The sequence below is a fragment of the Pseudomaricurvus alcaniphilus genome, assembly GCF_011440395.1.
GTDB lineage: Bacteria > Pseudomonadota > Gammaproteobacteria > Pseudomonadales > Cellvibrionaceae > Pseudomaricurvus > Pseudomaricurvus alcaniphilus.
Genome location: NZ_JAAOIX010000004.1, coordinates 221,285 through 243,202 on the forward strand (window position 1 = coordinate 221,285; position 21,918 = coordinate 243,202).

Here is a 21,918-nt window from a genome sequence, read left to right on the forward strand (position 1 = left end):
ACGACTGAGAAAATACCGCCAATAAAATAACGTTAGTTATATAAATTAAATAAAAAAACGCGAGACTTAACCCTTCGCGCTTTGCAAGGCCATACCCATGAAAGAAGCAGTAAAACCAAGCTCAACCATGGCGTAGCGGACATCTTCATTGGCCCCAACCTGCAGGTTGTGAGTACCGCGATTACCCGCCAAATTGGTGCGCAAGGCCGAGTAGACCAGCCCGAATGGCATGGCGGCAGGATCAATATCCTTGCCACCGTGGTCCCGGTAGTGCTGCACAAAGCGATCCCAATCAATGTGCTTCGAAATATGGGGCTGGATGTAAGCCAGGTCCTGCTCCGGTGCACCGAAGCCGGCGCACTCCCAATCCAGCACCGCTGTCACCCGATCAGCGTCGACCAGTACATTGTGAATATTAAAATCCCCATGTATCAGGATCGGCTTGCGCGTATCCTTTGGAATATTGCGCTTGAGCCAGTCCAACAACCAGAACATATAAGGTGACGGCAGGTGCTCTTGCTGCTGCATATAGCGTTCCCAGCCCTCCAAATTATAGCGATAGCACTCTTCAGTGGTTGCTTCCAGGATGCGCGGGTCATCGTACTTGTGAATGTAATCGGCAAAGGTTTCCATCGGCAAGCTGTGCAGGCGCCCCAGGAGCTCAGCCAGCTCAAGAAATACACGTTCGTCGACCTCGCCACTGACACCATCCAAAAAGCCTCCAGGTGGACTGCCGGCAATTTTATCCATGGTGTAAAAGCTGCCGTCTACGTCTTTAAAACTCGCGGCAAAGTGTAACGGCTTGGGTGATGGGTAATCCACTTTGGCCAATGCGGTTAACAACTCACATTCATTTTCCAGATCACAGGCACCGTGCATCATAATTGGAGTCGGATCGGTTTTACGCACCACCAGGTCGTGATCCACACCATCAGGGTCGCGATATTCACACAGGTAAGTTTGCTTGCCAAAGCCACCGGGCAATGGCCGGAAACCAGTAACTTCTATGCCATCGCCAGAATCCTGCTGCAGGCTGTTCAAATAGTCCTGCAGCAACTCCTTACTCAATGGCGAGCCAGCAGTCTCGACCCGTGCCAGTTCCGGCACCGGCAGCGCCGCCTGGCAGGTATAGTAAGACAGTTCCCATTCCGCCGCTCGTCGCAGCGTGGCCGAGATCGATTCCGCCGGCAGCGTCGATGCCGATAGCTGCTCGCACAGTTGCGCCAGGCCGGCGGTCAACGTTTCATGGAGCGGCAATAGCTTTGCCAAACTGTCGGCTTCGGCGAGCGACAATTCGGAGACCGCACTCGAACTGCCCAGCTGTGCCGAGATTTCATTGGCCAGGGTGACACCCGCACCAATGCATTCCTGCAGAATCGCTACACTGCCGTGCTCCTGTTTCAAAATGTCAGTCAAGGTTGCGATGATCATTCCAGCGGCTGACTGCGCACCGGATGAGGTCAGCTCCGGCACAACTACATCTTCCATAGCCTTGAGAACTAACGCTAATTTCCGATCATTGGGATTGAGTTTCATAGCTCTACCATTTATTGAGTTAAAGAGTATTAGATAGCGAGGTACACCTGGTTACCAGCGCCGCATTTAATGTCTTATGCTCGGCATCGGACCGATATCCCGCTACACGTTTGAGCTTTGCCGGCGCCGCAATATCTATTCAGGCGCATGCACATCTGCCATTTTCAACATCACCCAAACGACAATCACCGACAAACCGACCGCTGCCAAACTGGCGCATTGAATAATCCAATGTGGAAAAGTTTCTGTGTTGGTACCCAGCGCATTGTACATTGGCCACCCCGCTGCCGAGTGGCCCATAAAAGCGCCGCTGGGGATAAGCACAATGACCAGTAATTGACGCCAGCCCTTAAGCGCAGGAAACAGCTTGTAAATAATCAGGAACGGCACCAGTACTGCCGCGGTATTGGCAAATACCCACCAGACCGGTATAAAGCCGATTTTTATCGATTGGTAGCCGTAGTAAACCCAGGTGCCGAAGTAGAGTGGTATCTGCTCTACAATAGCGGCCCCAACCACGACTGCGGCGAACACCTTCCAGACAAAAGACGGAGACAGTTGCTGGCTCTTGAACTGGTCATAACACAAGAGTAGCGGTGCAGCGAAATACCACACATATCCGACAAAAACCGCCCAGGGAACCGGGTGGCCATTGCTGGTTACAATATTGTACTGGCCAATCTGTGGGTGAACGGCGTTGCCGAGCAAGTCGACTACCGGTTCAAAATAAATGCTCAGCAGCGCTCCCAGAATAAAATAGACCGGCATAGCCGATTTGTGCCGGACGCACAATCGCAAGGCGTAAATCACAAACACCAGCGCGCCAATGCCGTATATAACCGTGGTCACGAGTTGTGGCATCGCTGGCATAATCAGTTCCGGCGGCGGCTGCGTGTAATGCAGATCCAATGCAGTCATATTAACCCCGCCAAGACCGCTAGCAGTGATGCTTGCCAGCTTGTTGACGCGGTTGCCACCAACCGCAAGCGAATTGGTTCGCTCACGGTTGGCCCAGGTGCACCGTCAATCAGTGTCATTATTGGTGCCATCAAAAGTTGTAGCCCAGTGCCACACCAACAGTTCTCGGCGGTGCCGCTGAAATGGCATCGCCCGCCTGGGAACTATTGCTGTAGTAGGAATACTCTTCATCCAGCAGGTTCTTGGCGTAGACCCGCGCCTGCCAGGTTTCTTCCGGGTTTGCCCAGGCCAGCTCCAGGTTCACAATCTCGTAAGCGTCCTGCCGCAGGCGGTTTTCCGGCTCCCAGTAAAAACCATCGTTATAATAGTAGTGAACACTGGCGGCAACTTCCCCACTGCTGGTATACCAGGCATAATCAGCCCCAATACTGAGGGTGAATTCCGGCGTTCGTATAACATCATTCCCGGAGGCATCAGCGGATGCCTGCAAGTTGCCGCCAAAACCGGTGGGGGTATTATAGGTCGCGTCAGGGTAATCGCTGTATTCACTGTCGGTGAGCGCCAGGCCTGCAGTTAAAGTTAATGCTTCCGTGGCCAACCACGTAGCATCAATTTCGAGCCCCATAATTTCGGCTTCTGCTGCGTTGACCAGGAAGGCCGAACCGCCTTCAACGCGTTGCAACTGCACATCGCTGTATTGGTAGAAAAACAGTGAGGTGTTTAAGCGCAAACTGGAATCCAACAGGTCTGACTTGCTGCCGATTTCGAACGCGTCCAGAATTTCCGGGTCCACCGGGTCTGCGGGCAAGCCCGCCAGGTTGTATACGCCGCTTTTGAAGCCACGGCTGTAACTGGCGTATAACAGGGTACTGTCATCCAGTTGGTGATCCAGCGCCAGGCGCCAGGTAGGCTCAACCCACTCTTCACTCAACTCCGCTTGAACCGGTATAAAACCCATAGACGGATCAAATACTGTCAGGTTGGCCTGCATGTCACGCTCGTCCTGGGTAACACGGAGCCCGAGGGTTATCTTGGTGGCATCGGTCAGGTCATAGCCCCCCTGGAAGTAGGCCGAAATAGAGCGGGTATCCTGGGAGTTGGTCGCGGTAACGGTTGGCGCCGGTGGCGGTGAAAATGGGGTAAACAGCGAAAATGGTTTGTAGGCCGAGGTAGAGTCCATAAAAAACAGGCCCAGAATCCATTCCAGCCGCTCTCCACTGGAGGATGTCACCTGGAACTCCTGTGAATAGGTCTCCACGTCGTAGTTGAGTACGGCATCCTGAAAGGGACCCGCCGCAGCATCCACCACCATCAACTGCTCGTAATCGCTGTACTGATAAGCGCTGATGCTGAGGAAATCGAAGCCGTCAAAACTGTGCTCGATGTGCAGCGTCGCGCCCTGGTCTTCAGCGTTTGAAAATGTGGTCCTGGCGGTGGCGGAATCATACCAGTCGCCAGTATAGGTTGTTGCCAGCGACGCAGCGAGAGGCGCACACTCAGCCTCGGTTAGACCTAGCCCGCCCACGGCGGCCGGTGCGGTGCAGCCGAGGAAGACCCCGAGTCCGTCGCCCCCCAAGGCGCCAGGAGCGACCTGGCGAGTCATGCCAATATCGCCTTCACTGCTGGAGTAGTTGATACCCACTTTGATCTGCGTGTCATCGTTGGGTTCGAACAGGATCTTGCTGCGGTACGCCTGGGTTTCGGATAGATTCACATCCCGGCCGGTAACCCGATTGGTGCCCCACCCTTCATCCTGATGTTCGTATATAGCGGCAAAATCCACGGCCACCGTTTCCGACAAACCGCCAGTTGCGTAGAGCTTCACTCCGCTGGTGTCGTAGCTGCCGTAGGAAACTTCCACCTTGCCAGAAGTGTCATATTGCGGATCTTTGGTAATCACATGGATCAGGCCTCCGGTCGCATTGCGCCCGAACAAGGTGCCCTGCGGGCCTTTCAAGACCTCGATGCGTTCAATGTTATTGAACGACATGGTATTGGAGCGGGCGCTTGGCGCGTAAACGCCATCCACATACATGGCAATACTGTTTTCATCACCCGCCGCTGACGATTGCGTACCGACCCCACGCAGATAAGGTGTACTGGAACTGGTCTGACGCCCGGCCTGCAAGCCCGGGGTAACAATGGTCAGGTCATCGGTGGAAGTGATACCTTTCTTTTCCAACGTGTTGGCCGTAAATGCCGAAATGGCGACCGGAACCTCCTGCAAGCTTTCAGAACGTTTCTGTGCAGTCACGACAATTTCTTCAAGTGTATTACCACTCTGCGCGTGGCTGTTAGCTGAAACTAACGACATGGTTGCCAGTGCCAGTGCACTGACTTTAAATGCTTGATTAATCACTATTATATCCTCAATTTTATATACAGTAACGATAGTAAAGCTACAGCCTGAACAACTATTTTATATATCGTTCGTTACATTGTAATAAAGCAATAAATAATTTCAAGTCTTTTACGCTACAGGGGCTACCTATTTGTCCTGCATATACACCAGGTAGTCGTTCCACATGGCTTCCTGGCAATCGCCGTGGGTGACCATGCCTTCACATTCCCAGCGCATCAAGCTGATGGCCATGCGCACATTGGCCCAGGTGTACCAGTTGCATGAGCAGACCAGGGTGCCAGTCATCTTCACGGTGCGGCCCAGATCGTCGCTGGCTTCAAGCTCGACGGATTCAGGCAATAGCGTGCCCTTCGCGCGGCTAATCTGTTTTTTTGCGGCAACGATTCGCCCCACCTTGCCATCGCGAAAGATCCAGCCACCGTTGACCGTGTTTTCATCCGCAAAGGCAAATTTGGAGCCTTGCAACTCCGGGGCACGGCTAACCTGATCGAATACATTACAGTTGATGCTGAAATTTTCGTTAAATGTCGCCGTCATCCACGAGGTTGGTGGCAATGGCATATTGTCCTCTGGACGTGGCTTGCCCCAGGAGCGATCGCGAATATTGTAACTGTCAACCTCGTAGCGCTCACCGCGCAATACCAGTTCGCCTTTGGCGTGCATGGCCTGCTCGAAGTGATTGCCGTCAGCAAACATAACCACCGGTGACACGGCCTGCAGAATAATATCGATGGAATTATTGGCCGCCGGATCAGCGTAGGTCATATGGAAGCGTTTCAGCGGTTCCAGGATCTTTATTCCGTAGCCATTGTTCAAGCGATACTCATGCAGATCGTTATTCAATGCCGTGTCTTTATAGGTGCGAAGATCGCACAATTCGGAGTGAACCACGCTGTCCTTAAAGCCTTTCCAAACCCAGGCGCCACCGGTGACAATGCCCATATTAGGGCGATGCCACATATAGCAAAGAGCGTGAATGCCCGCCTCCGGCACACTGAAACCAAAATACTGGGTTTCGGTCAGGGAGTCATGATCAACCAGGGAGTTTTTTTCCGGATGTAAGAGATCATCTTTTTCCGTTGCTTGTCCAAATCCGGGGTTTGGTGTTAAAAAAAACGGTTTCACGTCAGACATATCGAGCCTCTGGTCCAGGTTAAGTTATTCGAGTGTATGATTCAGTCTATATTGTTGTATAAAATTTTTAACAGCCAGACCAAAACAATCCAGTACCACTTAGGTTACCGGCGTAACTGCGAAAAATAAGGCGTATAACGCGTTACTTTCCCATTGGTCATAACCAATATTCCTGCACCTGCAGGTCGTGTAAAATTGCACAAAACACTTGCACAGGGAATTTCTACAGCTTCCTAGCTTGAGCTAACCCCAAATGATAAAGCAACAATGGCCACGCAAGACACAATCAGCCAGGCTTCGGAAGCCAGTTTTATTAATATCGAAGCGTGCCTCACCTCCATAAAATAACGAATCACCAGCCGTACTTTAAAGAAGGCAAGCAGCAGCAAGACCGCGGCCTCTTTGGCCGGCTCTGTAAACAGGATGCTATGGTTGGCGCCCAGCATCCAGGAAGCACCAGTGATCACCATTAGCAATAACCAGACCATCGTTTCTCGAGACTTTATTAATTTGTACATGGCGTTACGGCATCAGGTAAAGTAAGGGAAATATCAGTATCCAAAGCAGATCAACCATATGCCAGTAGATCGCGCTCAGTTCAAAGTTGTTCACTTGTTCTGCGGTGGCTGACTCGGTGGGACGAAAAGTAAAATAGAGGTAGCCAAGCACTCCCAGCCCCGTCACCAAGTGCATAAAATGTATGCCGGTTAGCAAGTAATAAAACATGAAAAAATCATTGCTTTCAAAACTGATTCCAGCGTTAATTTTTTCATGGTATTCGAATACTTTCAGTATCGAGAATGCCGCACCACACAGAAATGCCCCCCCTGTCAGCAGGCGACACAACCTGATCTCACCCTTGCGCAGTGCAGCCACGGCGATCACTATTAGCCAGGAACTGGCCAACAGCAGCAGAGTGTTGATAGAACCGTAGTGCAGGTTTAGTAACGCCTGTGACTGCTGATACAACTCCAGGTTGCTATTGCGAAAGTAAATGTACATGCAAAAGAACATGGAAAACACGCTCATATCGCCGAGTACAAATACCCAGATAGTCTCGTTAGCGGGCAAGTCTTCAGCCTCATCCCTGGCATTGGCGTTGAGCTTCATGGGCAGCGTCGTGTCATTTATCATCATTACAGGCTTAATCCGATTCAGATCCACTTGATACTGGCAAAGCAAATTCAACCGAGGCGGCAGCCCCGCCATAACAGAACGGGGCATTTGGAGCCGCAACCGATCAAGCCAGCTTCGGCTGACCAACCAGGACGTCTACCGGTGACTCTGATTTTGCGGCTACCACTGCTGCAATAAAGCGAACTACCATAATACTTAACAGCAGCGACAAAATAGCGAGCAGGCGAGTGGCTATCCACGGCATGTCCCAGTTGAGTGACATAAAGTAAGGCCAGGCGACCATTCCATAAGCTGCACCCATAGCTGTGGTCGGCACCATGATTATCCACAGGCGATTAGCGCCTTTCAGGTAGGGCTCAACCAGGTACAGCAAAAAGCCTACCGCCAGCATGGAAGTGCCGTTCAGCCAGCCCCAGACGACCGGAAAACCCAGCACCTTGAAGGAGGGATCACCATAGTAAGTATAGGCGCCGGTGTAAGTGCCCGGCATCTCCATAATAACGTCGGTCATGGAGATCAGGAACCAAACTACAAACACACCTTTCACGCTCAACCCTTCTTTCATCTTCAGGTAAGCCCAGTAGCCGGTCATGGCAATAAAGAATACATAACAGGGAGGAATCAGCGCCGGTATATTCAGCTCAAACCCAACAAAGGCAGGCCCCGGCAAATTGGTCGGATACCAGAGGTGACCGAGTGAATCCAGCATCGGCTCCAGCAGCGAGCAAATCAAGCCGCCGATACACATCAGCAATACGATTGCGTCATCGCGTTTGAGCCAGCGATATAGCGCCCAGGGTATCACTGCTATACCAAAACCACCGGCCCAAATAGTAAATACCCAGGCAACCACCTCATTGGCAAAATAATCCGCCGGCACTGGCAGCCAGTTGCCGTAGCTCATTTCCATCATTTTTTCAGTAAATGACATTCTTTTAACCCCTCCGATTAATCACAGTTAAATCAGGTAATTGGCACCACCTACTCGACAACCACCCTTAACGATCGTTATACTCAAGTAGTGATAATATATAACGTACGTTATGGAAGTCAACAGGCACGGGGAATATTTCCACCTCAGTGCAGCCCCAGGGCACGAAGCGGTAGCGGACCAGATTGATTGCCGCGGCCGAGTGCTAGCACAGCTGGTCGACGCAAAAATGAATGCACTGTAAAGATTCCCAAAATCAGCCAGGCTGTGGCAGGCAGGGCTAACGAGCCCACTGACTGCCCAGGCTTTAACGGAGCAACACATGACTAAAGTTAGCTCGAGAACGGGAAGTTCTCGCGATACTATTCTCGACGTATCGGTTCAATTGTTTGCCAAGCACGGCTTTGAAGGAGTAAAGATGCGCCAAATTGCACAGGCAGCGAAAGTCACCCTGCCCGCTATTTATCACCACTTTGGCAATAAGGAGGAGCTGTACAAAGCGGTTGAATCGGCCATGTACGCACCCCACGCACAGAGCCTGCTGCAAGCGATGCTCGCCAATGACCAACCCGAGAAACGGTTGCGCGCGTTTATAGGCAATATGGTGGATAGTTTGGAATCCAACCCGGCCTACTTTAAATTATTGCAACGCAATCTGGTCGAGGACTGGGAACAGAACCATCAGTTTTTAGTAGATATATCCCTGCAAGGGGTCTTCGATGAACTTAAAGTGTTGCTCAACGAATTTATCGAAGGCAGCGGTGAAGGCATGCAACCAGTAATGATCTTCTCCATGATGATCGGAGTGCTGGCCATGCGTCCGATTACCCGGATACTAAAAGGGTATACATACACCAAGCTATCGCGGCAAAAAAAGCGCGATTTATTGATTGATAATATTATTAGTTTTATCAAGGTCAGCGAGATCAATGAATCCAATTGCAGTTGAACGCCATGGCAACGACCGCCAATTTCGGCTTTAGGTGCCTATGGGAACAACCCGCGCAGTAACTTCGCTTCCGTGACCCGCGACACTCCCTCGATCAGGGCCGCGGTGCGCATATCCAGCTGCTCAGCTTGCGCCCGGCGCAAGGTGCGCTGAAACGCATCCAGCAAAATGGACTTCAAACGCGCGTTGATCTCCTCCAGGGTCCAGGTCAGGTTTTGCGTGCCCTGCACCCACTCGAAATAGGACACCGTAACCCCGCCGGCATTGCCGATCACGTCCGGCAACACGAACACCCCGCGCTCATCGAGAATATCGTCCGCCTCCAGGGTGGTGGGACCATTGGCGCCTTCGGCCAGCAGCTTGCATTTGAGCCGGTCGGCATTTTCCACCGTCACCTGGTTCTGCAGTGCCGCCAGCGCCAGCACATCACAGTCCAGCTCCAACAGTTCGGCATTGGTCACCTCATCGGCGTCCGGGTAGCCTTTCAGCACCCGGTGTTCGGCCACATACTCAAGCAGCGCATCCAGCGCCAGGCCGTTGGGATTGTAGAGCCCGGTGGAGACATCGCTGATGCCGATGATTTTGGCACCGGTCTCGGCCAGGAAACGGGCGCTGTAACTGCCGACATTACCAAAGCCCTGCACTACCGCGGTGGATTTGCTGAGGTCCAGGCCGATATGCTCGGCCGCCGCCTGTACCAGGTAGACCAGGCCGCGGCCGGTGGCCTCCTTGCGCCCCAGTGAACCGCCCAACACCACCGGTTTGCCGGTCACCACGGTCGGTACGGTGTAACCCACCTGCTGACTGTAGGTGTCCATCATCCAGGCCATCACCCGCTCGTTGGTACCCATATCCGGGGCCGGGATGTCTTTATCGGGGCCGATCATATCGATGATTTCCACCGTAAAACGGCGGGTCAAGCGCTGCAGTTCGCGATCGCTGAGGGTAGTAGGATCGACCCGCACCCCACCCTTGGCACCCCCAAATGGCAATTGCATCAGCGCGCACTTCCAGGTCATCCACATGGCCAGCGCCGCCACTTCGCCCAGGTCCACCTCCTCGTGGTAGCGGATCCCCCCCTTGGTGGGCCCCATGGACAACACATGCTGTACCCGATAGCCAAACACGGTCTCGACCTGGGCTCGGTCATCGCGAAAAAACGGGAAGGACACCACCTGGGTGCGCTGCGGGAACAACAGCCGCTGGCGGATATTGTCGTCCAGCGCCATGATCTGGGCGGCCTTGAGAAACTGCTGCTGGGCCAGCCGGAACATGGGCGCCTCCCACTCCCCGGAGCGGGCCCGCACCCGCGCCAGGGTATAGCGGATGGCGCGGCCGAGGGAGACGCTGTTGAGGTGGGTCTTGACCAGGTAATCGTAGGCGCCCGCCTCCACTGCCCGCGCCGCCAGGGTAACATCGTCGAGACTGGTGAGAATAACCACCGGCACCTCCGGTACCGCCTCGTGTACCTGGAACAGCGTATCCAGTTCCTGGCTGTCCGGCAGCACCAGATCGAGCAGGACCAGATCGATGCCGCCGCGCCCCAACCGCTCCAGCCCGGCGGCGAGGCGGTCCACCACCTCGACCTCGCAGCGCAGTTGCTGTTCACCCTCCAGCAGGCGCTGGATCAAGCGGGAGTGGAGCGGGTTATCTTCGATTAACAGCAGGTGTATGGCTTGATCTTGCATGACCCCTCTCCTTGCAGAGTGGATGGGTTTACACGCTAATAATCATTACCCGGCGCTACGAACCTGGGTAGTGCCTTCCAGGGGCTAACTGCTTATCTGCTACTAGCCACCCTCTTGTGCAGAAGCCCCTTTCACTACCTTGCGCAGCAGCGGCTCCAGCAAGGCCAGCTGGGCCACCAGCGCCTCGCGGGCGGGTGCGGCCGCCTCGAACTGGCCCTCGCGCGCCAGGTTCTCCAGCGCCAGCGCCGCCGCGGCCGTGGCCCGGCCACCGACCACATTGGCCGAACCCTTCAAGGTATGGGCCGCGCGCCGCAGTTCAGCGCCATCCTGCGCGGCCAATGCCGACTCGATCGACGCCATCAGCTTGGGGCACTGCTCGAGAAACAGTTGTGCCAGCTCGATCAGCAGCGCCTCATCTCCCTCCAGGTTGGCCAGCGCAGCGGCCCAATCCAGGCGCGGCGCACCCGCCGTCTTCTCCGGTCCCCCGGACGCCGCCTGTTTTGGTTTTGGCTCCATTTCAGGCTCCACTTTTGCTTCTTCTTTGGGTTCCGGTTTTGGTTCCGGTTTTGCTTCTGCTTCTGGTTCCACTTTTACGTCCGCTTTCAATTCTGGCTCCGCACCAGCTTCCGCCTCTCGTTCGGGCTCGGCTATTGGTTCCGGCTGCGCTGCGGTTGTGGCTTGCGGTTCAGGGCCCGGTTCGGCGCCGGGCCTGGCGGCCGCTGTGGACGGCGATGCAGCCTGCCCTGAGGCGTTTTCCTCCACCGCGCGAAACAGCTCTGCGGTGCGAAACGGCTTGGTGACGTAGTCGTCCATGCCGGCCGCAAAACAGCGCTCCCGATCTGCCGTGGTCGCACTGGCGGTCATGGCGACAATGGGGACATGGCCACCGCTGCGACTTTCCCGCTCGCGGATCTTGCAAGTAGCGGTGATGCCATCCATGACCGGCATCTGCACATCCATCAGCACCACATCGAACGATTCGCGCTCCAGGGCATCCAGCGCCTCCTGGCCATTTTGCGCCAATTCGACACTGTGGCCGCGCTTGGTCAACAGGTCGGTAGCCACTTTCTGGTTGATCACACCGTCTTCCACCAGCAGCACCCGGCTGGCGGGCACATCCTCGGGACGCTCGCGGGAAACAGGGGCGCTCTTGGGCTCCGCTGTGGCCACCCCGAGGGCATCGGTCACTGCCACCAGCAAGTCAGAGTGTTTGACCGGTTTCAGCAGGGTCCGGGATATATCCAGCTCGGTGCTGAAGCCGGCACCGGAACTCCCCGCCGAAGACAGAATCAGGATACGCATATCGCGGTGCACCGGCTGCTGCCGAATCTTGCGCACCAACTCGACCCCGTCCATGCCCGGCATCATCAGGTCGAGCAGGGCCAGGGCAAAACTCTGCGCCTTGCTGGCGGCGTGGTCCAGTTCCGCCAGCGCCCGGGCACCACTGTCCACCACGCAGGCCTGCATGCCCCAGTTTTCCACAATCTCTTCCAGGATCATGCGGTTGGTGCTGTTGTCATCGACGATAAGCACCCGCTGCCCTTGCAAGTCGGTGGCCTTGACCGGCTCCGTCCCTTCCGTTGCGGGCAGCGCGAAGTCAGCGCTGAAAGAGAAGGTACTGCCTCGACCCGGCTCACTGGTCAGGGTCATCTGCCCGCCCATCATGGTGGCGAGCTGGGAGGCGATGGCCAACCCCAGCCCGGTACCACCGTACTGGCGCGTGGTGGAGCTGTCCGCCTGGCCAAAGGCCTCGAATATTTTCTCCCGCTGCTCCGCGGATATGCCGACCCCGGTATCGCGCACGTCGAAGGCAATCCGGGCGGCATCGGTGCTCAGTGACTCGAGGTGCAGGTCCACCACAATTTCGCCGCGCTCGGTGAACTTGATGGCGTTGCCTACCAGGTTGACCACCACCTGGCGCAGCCGCACCGGATCGCCGCAGACCCGCTCGGGCACATCCGGTGGAATATGAAAAGCCAGCTCCAGGCCTTTTTCATTGGCCCGCAAGGCCAGGGTCTGCAGGGTATCCCCCAGCACATCGGGCAAATTAAACGGAATGACTTCGAGATCGAGCTTGCCGGCCTCGATCTTGGAGAAATCGAGGATGTCGTTGATAAGGTCGAGCAGGGTATCAGCGGAATTGAGAATCAGCGCCACGTATTCAGCCTGCTGGTTGGTGAGCTTGGTTCCCTCCAGCAACTCGGCCATACCGATCACGCCGTTCATCGGCGTGCGTATTTCGTGACTCATGGTGGAGAGAAACTGGCTCTTGGCGTCGGTCATCATGCGCAGCTTTTCATTGGCCGCTTCCAGTTCACTGGTCTTGTCTTTCAGCTGCAGATTGATTTTGTGTTTGCTGCGATAGCTGCGAAATATAATCCCGATCAGTACCAGCACCACCAGCAGTGCGACACTGCCAGCAATAAGGATCAATTTCTGGTATTCAATAGTACTGACCTGTTTCGTCAATACCGTATTTTTTTCTGCAATCAGGCGCTCCTGCTCCTGCAATTCAGCCTGCTGCTTCGCCAGCCGCGCCTGGTTTTCCTCGATTTTGCGGGAGTAGCCTGCAATCGAGGCCTCTTTTTCGGACAGCACCGCTTCCTTTTGCTGCAGCGCCGCTTCGTTCTGGCGCAGGGCGATTTCGTTATCCAGCAAACGCATCTCGCTTTGCTCCAGGCTCGCCTGCACTCGATTGAAATGCTGCTCCAACTCGGCCAGCTGTTGTTCTTTTTTGGCCACTTGCACGCTTTGCTGGCGAATTTTCTCCATCTGCTGGGCCAGTAATTTTTGTTGTGCCTCCAGCTCCTGTTGTTGCTGGTTGGCCAGGTCCCGGGCCTTGGCCAACTCGGCCTCGGTCTCCTTGTAGATGGTGGCGGCATCCAGCTCGGTGCCACCAAACAGCAGTATTTCCTTCGACAGCTGCAAGCCCTCGAAAACGATATTGCTGCGGTTGACTTCAAAGGAGAGGATGTTGTCGGTTGGATGGGTGAAGTTGATCATGATATTGCGCTGGTCATCACTGCCGTCGGTGACAATCAGGGTGTTGCTCTTTTGCAATATCTGGTTGACCCTGACCAGTTCGGAATTTTTCGAATTGGCCAGCACCAGCACGTGGGCAGAGCGCGCCTCGAACAGCGAACTGTAGTACTTGCCAACCACCGGCTTGCCGTGCGCTCGCATGCGCGGCTCCGCCCGCTTGATTGCCCGCAGCAGCTGGGTATCACGACCGTACAAACCGATAATATAACGGTCGATACGATCCTGGTCGGGCCAGTCGGTGTGTTCAATGATCGCGTTAAGGAGAGTAACTTTACCGTCTTCGACGGTCACTGCCTCGGCGGCAGCGCGAGAGGATACTGAAATGACAACAAACAACGCCAGCACCAGGCAGATGCCGGGCAACAAATGGCGGTGGCGACTCAACGACTTCAATATGCGCATATGGGTTGCTGCGGCAAAGTAATGAACCTCACGGGTATAGCGGCCGGACCGCTACCTGCAATGTTCTGCGGCATTCCAAGCTGCGTTAGGTCATTTCATACTAGCACAGCAACGGCGCGTAAACCATTGTCCCGCGGCGCCCCCAAAAGAATCCAAAACCGCCCCCCGAAGGGCATCAATGATGCCCTTCGTCGTCACCCCTGGCGGTCAAAATCTGGTAGTGAGCTGGCGATAATTGCGGCATTTTTTTCATAAATGCCACCATGGCCCAGATACGCTGGTCGTCGTGGGTCAAACCCCAGGCCGGCATGCCGCTAGCCTTGATGCCGTGCTTGATCACCCAGAACTGGCGCCGCGCCGCCTGCACCTCATCGCCATCGCCCTGTCCGGCGCTCGCCAGGCTAAGGTTGGGCGGTGCCGGGTAGAGGCCGAGGCTCAAGTCGCTCTCCCGCTGACCGGGTTTGAGGTGGCAGCTCGCGCACATATCGTTGTAGTCCGGGCCGCCGGCCAACAGCAGGTCCGGATCACTGAGATCCGGCACCTCTATGTCCGCTGCCGCCCGGGCAATGGAGCGCTCCCGGGCAAATTCCAGCAACTTGTAAGTCAGGGGATCATGGGGTTGGTCTGCGGCCACAGATATTACCCCGGACCAGGCCACCAGCAACCCCGCGACGACCACCAGTAACAGGCCGGAAACCACACATTTTACCCACCCCATGACTTCCTCCTCTGCACCGCTGCGGCTTATCGATTAGTGTTTGTGTTGGCCGTGATCCGCTTCATGTTGCGCTTGCCCGGACTTTTCGCTGCTGCCAGCAGACTCTGCCGCGCCGTCCTCGGCGTGCACCTGGGCCATGCATTTTTTCATCAGCGCCCTGATAATCGGGTCACTCATATCCATTTTGCTGTGATCCATTCCCTCCATGGCCTTGCAGTTTGGCGCCTCGGCATTTTTCATGTGCAGGGACGGGTCGTGTGCCTGGGTGACGACGGAGAACGCCGCCGCGACTACAGCAATAAAACTGTGTTTAACAATCTGCTTGATTCTCACGCGGTAAACCTCTTGCTATCAGATTAAAATTAAAACCAGAAACGCACCCCGGCCACGGCCGAGGTAGAGCGGGTATCGCCGCCTTCGGCGCGGCTAAAGTCGGCGGTAGCGCCAAATTCTCCCTGCCATTCAAGCCCGATATAGGGCGCAAATTGACGACTGAATTCGTAGCGCAGGCGCAGCCCCGCCCGCACCCTGGCGAGGCCACTGCCGACCCCAACCTCACTGTCCTCGCGACCGTAAGCGGTAAACTCGACCAGCGGCTGCAGTACCCAGCGCTGGGTCAATAGCAGCTCGTATTCCGCTTCCACCTGCAACATGGAGCGACCGTGGGCCCCCAGGTACAGGCCGCCATCGATTTCCAGCCAGTAGGGCGCCAGCCCGGCAAAGCCCAGCGCCAACCAGTTGCGATCCGGCCCCTCGCTGCTGTCGTGACGCATACCCGCCTGCAGGTTCCAGAACGCGGTCACGGCCCGGCTGTACAGCAGCTCGGTCTCGGATTCCTCTACCCGCTCGGCCGCCACCTCGCCTTCCGCCTTCAACACCAGGCGCTCATAGGTGGTGCCGTACCAGCTCTGCAGCTCATACACGCCGTGGTCACCCTGGTCGGATTCCACCGCCTCCAGCCGGTCGACCGCCACCACGCCGAAGACGTGCTCGTCGGCCAGGTGCAGCCGCGAGACACCGGGCAACAGGTAGGGGCCGCTGTCCAGGGTGGTCCCGCCGGCGTAGGCGTGGGGATCCCGGGCATTGGCGGGCGGGCTGCCACCCTGCATGGACATGGCGGACATATCGTGCTCCATGGCTTCACCTGCAGCGCGGACAGTGCTGTGGTTGCCCAGGCTGAGAGCGAACAGCATCAGCCCCGCGGCCAGCGCCCCGCGCTGGCGCAACCCTTGTTTAACAGTCAGTCTGCTCATGACACCACCACCTGGCGGAACATGCCCGCATCCATATGAAACAACAGGTGACAGTGCCAGGCCCAGCGGCCGAGGGCATCGGCGGTGACCTGGAAGCTGATGCGCTGCGCCGGCTGCACCGGGATGGTGTGCAGGCGCGCAAGAAATTCGCCGCGCTCATTTTCCAGTTCGCTCCACATCCCGTGCAGGTGCATGGGGTGAGTCATCATGGTGTCGTTCTGCAGGATTACCCGCAGGCGCTCGCCGTGACGGAAATGCACCGGGGTGGAGTCGCCAAACTCGAGGCCATCGAACGACCAGCTGTAGCGCTCCATATTGCCGGTGAGGTGCAATTCCACCTCCCGCTCCGGCAGGCGCTGGTCCATGGGGCCACCGATGGTGCGCAGGTCGGCCAGGGTCAGTACCCGCCGGCCATTATTGCGCAGGCCGATACCGGGGTCGTCGAGATTGGTGCGCGGGGTATCGACCCGCATATCCACGCTCGGCCCGTATTCGGTGCGGGCGTGGTTGACGGTGGTGGAGGGTACTTTTATGCCGGCAGCTTGCGCCCGGTGCTGGCTGTGATCCATCGCCTTGCCACCGTGCTTACTGTGGTCCATGGCCATGCCGCCGTGCTTACTGTGGTCCATGGCCATACCGCCGTGCTGGCTGTGATCCATCGCCTTGGCACCGTGTTGGCTGTGATCCATCGTCATACCGCTGTGCTTACTGTGGTCCATGGCCATACCGCCGTGCTGGCTGTGGTCCATGCCACCGCCACCGTGGTCCATGGCTCCCATCATATCCGTCATACTCAGGGGCTGTGGCGCATCCATGGCCGGCACCGGCGCCGACAGGCCCTCGTGCAAGGCCAGGGTGCCGCGGGCATAGCCGGTGCGGTCCATGGACTGGGCAAAGAGGGTGTAAGCATCGTCGCGGGGTTGCACCACCACGTCATAGGTTTCCCCAGGGCCAAAGCGGAATTCATCCACCGTCACCGGTTCCACGTCCTGGCCATCCGCCTGCACCACAGTCAGCGGCAGGTTCGGAATACGCACATCGTAAAAGGTGTTGCTGGAACCATTGATAAAACGCAGGCGCACCCGCTCACCGCGGTCAAACAAACCGGTCCAGTTGCCCGCCGGGGTGCGGCCATTAAGCAGATAGGTGAAGGTCTCGGCGGAAATGTCGGCCAGGTCGGTGGGGCTCATGCGCATCTGGTTCCACATGCGGCGCTTGGCCACCGCCTGGCTGAACCCGTAATTGGCCACGTCGCGCATAAAATCCGGCGCCGTAGGCTGGTTGAAGTTGTAGTAATCGCCCTGGTGTTTGAGCTTGGCGAACACCGCCATGGGCTCTTCGTCGGTCCAGTCGGACAACTGCACCACATAGTCACGATCCGCCCGGATGCGCTCCCCGGCCGCCGGCACCACGACGATACTGCCGTACATGCCGGACATTTCCTGGAAACCGCTGTGGGAGTGATACCAGTAGGTACCCGTCTGTTCCACCTTGAAGCGGTAGGTAAAGGTCTGCCCGGGCGCAATTCCGGCGAAGCTGATATTGGGCACGCCATCCATGGTAAACGGCAGAATAATGCCGTGCCAGTGAATGGAGGTGTCTACCGGAAGGCGATTGGTGACCCGAATGGTCACCGTATCGCCTTCCCGCCACACCAGGGTGGGCGCCGGGATGGAGCCGTTGATGGCGACCGCGGGGCGACTGACCCCGGTATAATTGGCCAGCGCCGGCGCCACCACCAGGTCAAATTCAGTGCCGGTCAGCACCGCGGCTGAATCCTGCACCAGGCCAGGCTGGCTCGCCCCGGTGGCCAGGGTGTGGGGGGCGGCAACGGACATGGCGCCGCCGGCAGCGAGCCCCAGCACGAACTGGCGGCGGGAAAAACCGAAGGGGGTGGTTGTCATATTGTTCAATTAATTCCAATAGTTGCGAACACGTATAAATTCTTAAAGTCCGGGCGTTTAACCGAAAGCCTGGGACACCAACGCATAGGTCCGGGGGTTGCCCTCTTGGCCGCCCTGCTGGTTGCCCTGTTGATTGGTACTTTCACCCTCGACAACCGGGCCCCGCTGCATAGCGGTGACCTGGTCGACCACTGGCAAACCGATCTCATCCAGCCAGGCGCCCAACTGCAGCGCCTCCCGGGGCACATCGAGGCGGATAAACTCCGCAGTATCCTGCAGCAGGGCGGAAATCAGTACACAAGCCTGCTGCTGGTTCGCCGCCACCACCGGGCCAAATTGCAGCCCGCGGCCGCCACGGCGAATACTGGCAAATGCCTTGATGCCAGTGTCGTCCTCCAGTACCCCGGTATCGGCCTCAAGGACCATAGTACGCCCAATCTGGCAGATGGATTGCAGTAAGCGCGCACGCTCGCAGCCGAAGGCGGCAGCATCCAGGGCCACCAGGCTGGCCAAATCAGCCGCTTGCGCGCGGCGCAAGCGCAGCCCTGCCGGCACCGCCAGCAGCGGCACCTGGCCGGGGATCGCCTGGCGCTGCTGCACCGTGCCGGTGGGTACAAATCCACAACGACCGTACAACTTGATACCGGCCTCGGTAGCCATCAGCCGCAGTGTCGCCACCGACGCTGACTCCATTGCCAGCTCCAGCAGTTGCCGACCCACGCCACGGCCCTGCCAGTGGCGGCTCACCACAATCAGGCCGACTGTACCAATACCGGAGTTGGACGCTGCGCCAAACTCCCACAACAGGGTGGTACCAATAACCTGCCCGCCCTGGTCGCAGGCGACCCAGCCCCGGCCCTGTTGCAAGTGCAGCGCCCAGTCTTCCGCCCGGTGCGGCCACTTCTCTGCCTGGGTCAGGCGCAGTGCGCCGGCCAGGTCCTGCTCCTGCATGGGACGCAGGCTAAACTGTTCGGTCATTGTCGGCTCAACCATTGTCTGGGTACGTCATTGTCTACTAAATTGTCTACAGGTAGCGCAACCACCACTTCTTGCTCTGGTGCTTGTAGCGGGCAAAGGCGCGGGTAGGCAGGTACAGGGCGATGGCCAGGCCAATGGTAATCAGCCAGATGCCCCAGACATGATCCACGCCGAACATCTCACCCTGGTTGGTGCCGAAGACCGCCAGCAGGATGCGGTAGCCGATCAACAGCACGTACAGGTGCACGATATAGAAAAACATGGGTGCCGAACCGAAGACCTCCAGTGCGTCCATAAACTTGTTGCGCAGAGTTTCAAACCACGCCATCAGGAAAAACGCGGTGCCCAGGGTCATCAGCAGGAAGTCCAGCGAGGGCGGGTACTTGGTGTAGTTCAGGAAAGACATCAGGGTCTGCACCGCCGTTGCACCACTGGTCCAGGGCAGGGTTTCACCGTAGATATTGAAGCCGCGCAGCACCAACAGCAGCGCCCAGCAGGCCACACCCAGAGCCACCAGCAGCTTGCGGCGGGTCAGGGCTTCGGTGGTACGGGCGTAGAGCGGGCCGGCGAAATAGCCCAGCGCAATCACACCGATCCAGGGCAGGATCGGATAGCTCGCCTTGATCCGCAACGGCTCTTCCAACAACACCCCGCGGTCGTGCAGGATGGCCCACAGGGTGTAGCCGAATTCACCCGGGGCGAAGCTGATGGGGGTCAACAGGTTGTGTCCAAAGACAATCGCAAACCCGATCAAGCCAACCACCCAGTACTGCAGTTTCACCATCAAGGACAGGGCGATCATGCTCAGGCCAATGGCCCAGATCACCTGCAACCAGAGCGTCTCGTAGGTACCGGCCCAGGAAAAGTTGATGACCGTAACCTCGATAAATACCAGGAACAGGCCGCGCTTGAACAGAAAGCCGGTGGGCGAACGATAATTGCCGCTGGCAGGATGTGAATAGAGCCAGGCGGACATACCGGTGAGAAACACAAACACCGGCGCGCACAGGTGCGCCGCCAAACGGGTAAAGAACAGGTCCGGTTCCGTGGTATTCACGTCCATGGGGTCAGTGACCTGCTTGAAGTAGTAAAACCGTTCCCGCACGTGATCCATCAACATGATCACCATGACCAGGCCGCGCAACACGTCGATGGTGGCGATGCGGGTTTTGCTAATAGCTGGCGTGACCGGAATCGCGCTGGCTGCCGCCGTTGTAGTACCTGAGAGACTCATTGGGCTTTCCTCGGTATTTGCTTCGATGTAAGGACGGCAACCAGTTTACAACCGGCAACAACGAATAATCTGCCGTTTGCCCGCCGTCGCGCGGTGGCTTTGTGGCTTTGTCCGCCGCCCCACCACCAATATCTGTCGCCAGGCTGGCTGCCCGGGGGCCTGCGGAGGGCTGCTGCCAAAACTGTTTATAGGCGCCGGTAAAAACTGCTGGCAGCACTTCTGGCTGTTCTATTAATGCCACGTAATGCCACGGGCCGGGTAATAGCATGCGCCATGGCAGCCACTAGCCCCCTTATTGAAGAAGGCTCTATAAATTGACCGTAAAACTCTATTGCGCCCTTGCCGGCTTCTTCCCGGTCGGCCGCCTGGCAACCCTTGCCCCGGATGCCGGGCAGCAGAATCTGCCGCTAACAGGGCGCAATTTACACCTCCCGTGCCGCGCTCATTCCCCAGTTCAATCTTTTTTCCTCTGCCGCTCTGTTGTAATAGAACCCCAGACACTATTAACCCCGGAGATTCCCGTCATGCTCACACTAACACCCCGTTTGCGCACCCTTTTACTGGCCGGCCTATGGCTGTTCGCAACCCTGCACCTGGGTCAGGCCTACGGTCACGGCAGCACCGAACCCCAGCACGGCGGCGTGGTAAAAATCGTCGGCGAGATGTCCTTCGAACTGGTCAACGGCGACAACCGCATCGAGCTGTACCTGCTCGACGACGGCGAGTTGATGGACACCAGCACCATGACCGCCAGAATCAAGATCAAGAGTGAGACACCGGCCCGTTATATTGACTTGCAGCCCGCTGGCGGCAACCGTTTCAGCGCCGCCAACGTCAGCCTGGCAGATGGCGCAAAAATCCTGGCCCTGGTGACCCTGGCCAACGGCTACTCCAAAATTGGCGCCAACTTTACCATCGGCGAGCCCCAGAGCCACTAACCCGTTAACCGCGCTGGAGCACAGATCATGTTCACCTCCCTACCCCGCATCCTGCTGGCCGCTGCCACCCTGCTGGTCGCGCTGTTGCCACAACTGGCACTCGCCCACGGCGTGGCCGACGGCGACCGCGCCTTTATCGAGCAGAGCTCGGGCCTGCAAATCCTGCCCTTTATCTATCTCGGCGCCAAACACATGGTCACCGGTTACGATCACCTGTTGTTTCTGTTCGGAGTGATTTTCTTCCTCTACCGGATGAAGGACATCGGCGTCTACGTCACCCTGTTTGCCGTCGGCCACAGCGTCACCCTGCTCTACGGCGTACTCAGCGGTACCCACGTCAATGCCTACCTGGTGGACGCCATTATCGGCCTCTCGGTGGTGTACAAGGCGTTCGACAACCTCGGCGGATTTCGCAGGCTGCTGGGCTTCCAGCCCAACACCAGGGCCGCCGTGCTTATCTTCGGCTTCTTTCACGGCTTTGGCCTGGCCACCAAGCTGCAGGAATTTACCTTTTCCGAAGAGGGCCTGGTGGGCAATATCGTCTCCTTCAATGTCGGCGTCGAAATCGGCCAACTGCTGGCCCTCAGCGCCATCCTGCTAGCGGTGTCCTTCTGGCGCCAATCCGGCAGTTATTTGCGCCAGGCCTTTGCCGCCAACACCTTGCTAATGGGCGCGGGCTTTATCCTGATGGGCTATCAACTCACCGGCTATTTCGTCGGCTGAACCAGCTGGCACAATCCATTGAACGCAATTTAACGAATTTACCAAGAGGTCCTGGACATGGAAACCACACC

Annotated in this window: 18 protein-coding genes; 3 read left to right on the forward strand and 15 right to left on the reverse strand. The window is 57.1% G+C overall.

From position 1 onward, the window contains the following. Positions 1-66: 66 nt before the first annotated feature. From G8764_RS10990 to G8764_RS11020, 7 genes are all read right to left on the reverse strand, one after another. Positions 67-1,536 carry a phosphotransferase family protein gene (locus G8764_RS10990; RefSeq protein ID WP_166164680.1) on the reverse strand — a complete coding sequence of 490 codons (1,470 nt, stop codon included), beginning with the start codon at positions 1,534-1,536 and terminating at the stop codon, positions 67-69. Between the two features lie 135 nt (positions 1,537-1,671). Continuing rightward, positions 1,672-2,454, reverse strand: a complete 783-nt coding sequence (locus tag G8764_RS10995; protein ID WP_166164681.1) for a hypothetical protein — start codon at positions 2,452-2,454, stop codon at positions 1,672-1,674. 130 nt (positions 2,455-2,584) lie between these two features. Then, positions 2,585-4,813 (reverse strand): TonB-dependent receptor domain-containing protein, encoded by a 2,229-nt coding sequence (locus tag G8764_RS11000; RefSeq protein ID WP_166164682.1) that lies wholly within the window; start codon positions 4,811-4,813, stop codon positions 2,585-2,587. 129 nt (positions 4,814-4,942) lie between these two features. After that, complete coding sequence (locus tag G8764_RS11005) at positions 4,943-5,950, reverse strand: DUF7064 domain-containing protein (RefSeq protein ID WP_166164683.1); 1,008 nt, start codon at positions 5,948-5,950, stop codon at positions 4,943-4,945. A 233-nt stretch (positions 5,951-6,183) separates the two neighbouring features. Continuing rightward, positions 6,184-6,468 (reverse strand): cytochrome C oxidase subunit IV family protein, encoded by a 285-nt coding sequence (locus tag G8764_RS11010; RefSeq protein ID WP_166164684.1) that lies wholly within the window; start codon positions 6,466-6,468, stop codon positions 6,184-6,186. 4 nt (positions 6,469-6,472) lie between these two features. Continuing rightward, entirely contained in the window at positions 6,473-7,174 is a 702-nt protein-coding gene (locus G8764_RS11015; protein WP_166164685.1) for a cytochrome c oxidase subunit 3, read from the reverse strand. A gap of 16 nt (positions 7,175-7,190) precedes the next feature. Next, on the reverse strand, positions 7,191-8,018 hold the full coding sequence (locus G8764_RS11020) for a hypothetical protein (RefSeq protein WP_166164686.1): 828 nt from the start codon (positions 8,016-8,018) through the stop codon (positions 7,191-7,193). A 322-nt stretch (positions 8,019-8,340) separates the two neighbouring features. Here G8764_RS11020 and G8764_RS11025 point away from each other — a divergent pair, with 322 nt between their 5' ends. Continuing rightward, the gene (locus G8764_RS11025) at positions 8,341-8,967 is read left to right on the forward strand and encodes a TetR/AcrR family transcriptional regulator (RefSeq protein WP_166164687.1); all 627 of its coding nucleotides are present in this window, start codon (positions 8,341-8,343) and stop codon (positions 8,965-8,967) included. Positions 8,968-9,005: 38 nt separating this feature from the next. Here the strand turns inward: G8764_RS11025 and G8764_RS11030 are convergent, their stop codons facing one another. From G8764_RS11030 to G8764_RS11065, 8 genes are all read right to left on the reverse strand, one after another. Next, positions 9,006-10,655, reverse strand: coding sequence for a Glu/Leu/Phe/Val dehydrogenase dimerization domain-containing protein (locus G8764_RS11030; protein WP_166164688.1), 1,650 nt, complete (start codon positions 10,653-10,655; stop codon positions 9,006-9,008). A 102-nt stretch (positions 10,656-10,757) separates the two neighbouring features. Further along, positions 10,758-14,099 carry a YfiR/HmsC family protein gene (locus G8764_RS11035; protein WP_166164689.1) on the reverse strand — a complete coding sequence of 1,114 codons (3,342 nt, stop codon included), beginning with the start codon at positions 14,097-14,099 and terminating at the stop codon, positions 10,758-10,760. Between the two features lie 175 nt (positions 14,100-14,274). Further along, positions 14,275-14,817, reverse strand: coding sequence for a c-type cytochrome (locus G8764_RS11040; protein WP_166164690.1), 543 nt, complete (start codon positions 14,815-14,817; stop codon positions 14,275-14,277). A gap of 33 nt (positions 14,818-14,850) precedes the next feature. After that, on the reverse strand, positions 14,851-15,150 hold the full coding sequence (locus G8764_RS11045) for a hypothetical protein (protein WP_166164691.1): 300 nt from the start codon (positions 15,148-15,150) through the stop codon (positions 14,851-14,853). Between the two features lie 29 nt (positions 15,151-15,179). Beyond that, positions 15,180-16,070 (reverse strand): copper resistance protein B, encoded by an 891-nt coding sequence (locus G8764_RS11050; protein ID WP_243748733.1) that lies wholly within the window; start codon positions 16,068-16,070, stop codon positions 15,180-15,182. Continuing rightward, positions 16,067-17,974, reverse strand: a complete 1,908-nt coding sequence (locus tag G8764_RS11055) for a copper resistance system multicopper oxidase (RefSeq protein ID WP_166164778.1) — start codon at positions 17,972-17,974, stop codon at positions 16,067-16,069. The genes G8764_RS11050 and G8764_RS11055 overlap by 4 nt, the downstream gene beginning before the upstream one ends. Before the next feature lie 57 nt (positions 17,975-18,031). Further along, the gene (locus G8764_RS11060; RefSeq protein WP_166164692.1) at positions 18,032-18,952 is read right to left on the reverse strand and encodes a GNAT family N-acetyltransferase; all 921 of its coding nucleotides are present in this window, start codon (positions 18,950-18,952) and stop codon (positions 18,032-18,034) included. A 46-nt stretch (positions 18,953-18,998) separates the two neighbouring features. After that, the gene (locus G8764_RS11065) at positions 18,999-20,186 is read right to left on the reverse strand and encodes an acetyltransferase domain-containing protein (protein ID WP_166164693.1); all 1,188 of its coding nucleotides are present in this window, start codon (positions 20,184-20,186) and stop codon (positions 18,999-19,001) included. Positions 20,187-20,710: 524 nt separating this feature from the next. Between G8764_RS11065 and G8764_RS11070 the strand changes: the two genes are divergently transcribed. Further along, a complete protein-coding gene (locus G8764_RS11070; RefSeq protein ID WP_166164694.1) occupies positions 20,711-21,124 on the forward strand; it encodes a hypothetical protein in 414 nt (137 codons plus the stop codon). A 27-nt stretch (positions 21,125-21,151) separates the two neighbouring features. After that, a complete protein-coding gene (locus G8764_RS11075; protein WP_166164695.1) occupies positions 21,152-21,847 on the forward strand; it encodes a HupE/UreJ family protein in 696 nt (231 codons plus the stop codon). Positions 21,848-21,918: the final 71 nt, after the last annotated feature.

What these genes read in the sequence shown, in the direction of transcription:
- G8764_RS10990 (WP_166164680.1), bottom strand. Translation starts at nt 1,536, where the DNA reads ATGAAACTCAATCCCAATGATCGGAAATTAGCGTTAGTTCTCAAGGCT.
- G8764_RS10995 (WP_166164681.1), bottom strand. Translation starts at nt 2,454, where the DNA reads ATGACTGCATTGGATCTGCATTACACGCAGCCGCCGCCGGAACTGATT.
- G8764_RS11005 (WP_166164683.1), bottom strand. Translation starts at nt 5,950, where the DNA reads ATGTCTGACGTGAAACCGTTTTTTTTAACACCAAACCCCGGATTTGGA.
- G8764_RS11010 (WP_166164684.1), bottom strand. Translation starts at nt 6,468, where the DNA reads ATGTACAAATTAATAAAGTCTCGAGAAACGATGGTCTGGTTATTGCTA.
- G8764_RS11015 (WP_166164685.1), bottom strand. Translation starts at nt 7,174, where the DNA reads ATGCCCCGTTCTGTTATGGCGGGGCTGCCGCCTCGGTTGAATTTGCTT.
- G8764_RS11020 (WP_166164686.1), bottom strand. Translation starts at nt 8,018, where the DNA reads ATGTCATTTACTGAAAAAATGATGGAAATGAGCTACGGCAACTGGCTG.
- G8764_RS11025 (WP_166164687.1), top strand. Translation starts at nt 8,341, where the DNA reads ATGACTAAAGTTAGCTCGAGAACGGGAAGTTCTCGCGATACTATTCTC.
- G8764_RS11030 (WP_166164688.1), bottom strand. Translation starts at nt 10,655, where the DNA reads ATGCAAGATCAAGCCATACACCTGCTGTTAATCGAAGATAACCCGCTC.
- G8764_RS11035 (WP_166164689.1), bottom strand. Translation starts at nt 14,099, where the DNA reads ATGCGCATATTGAAGTCGTTGAGTCGCCACCGCCATTTGTTGCCCGGC.
- G8764_RS11040 (WP_166164690.1), bottom strand. Translation starts at nt 14,817, where the DNA reads ATGGGGTGGGTAAAATGTGTGGTTTCCGGCCTGTTACTGGTGGTCGTC.
- G8764_RS11050 (WP_243748733.1), bottom strand. Translation starts at nt 16,070, where the DNA reads ATGAGCAGACTGACTGTTAAACAAGGGTTGCGCCAGCGCGGGGCGCTG.
- G8764_RS11055 (WP_166164778.1), bottom strand. Translation starts at nt 17,974, where the DNA reads ATGACAACCACCCCCTTCGGTTTTTCCCGCCGCCAGTTCGTGCTGGGG.
- G8764_RS11060 (WP_166164692.1), bottom strand. Translation starts at nt 18,952, where the DNA reads ATGACCGAACAGTTTAGCCTGCGTCCCATGCAGGAGCAGGACCTGGCC.
- G8764_RS11065 (WP_166164693.1), bottom strand. Translation starts at nt 20,186, where the DNA reads ATGAGTCTCTCAGGTACTACAACGGCGGCAGCCAGCGCGATTCCGGTC.
- G8764_RS11070 (WP_166164694.1), top strand. Translation starts at nt 20,711, where the DNA reads ATGCTCACACTAACACCCCGTTTGCGCACCCTTTTACTGGCCGGCCTA.
- G8764_RS11075 (WP_166164695.1), top strand. Translation starts at nt 21,152, where the DNA reads ATGTTCACCTCCCTACCCCGCATCCTGCTGGCCGCTGCCACCCTGCTG.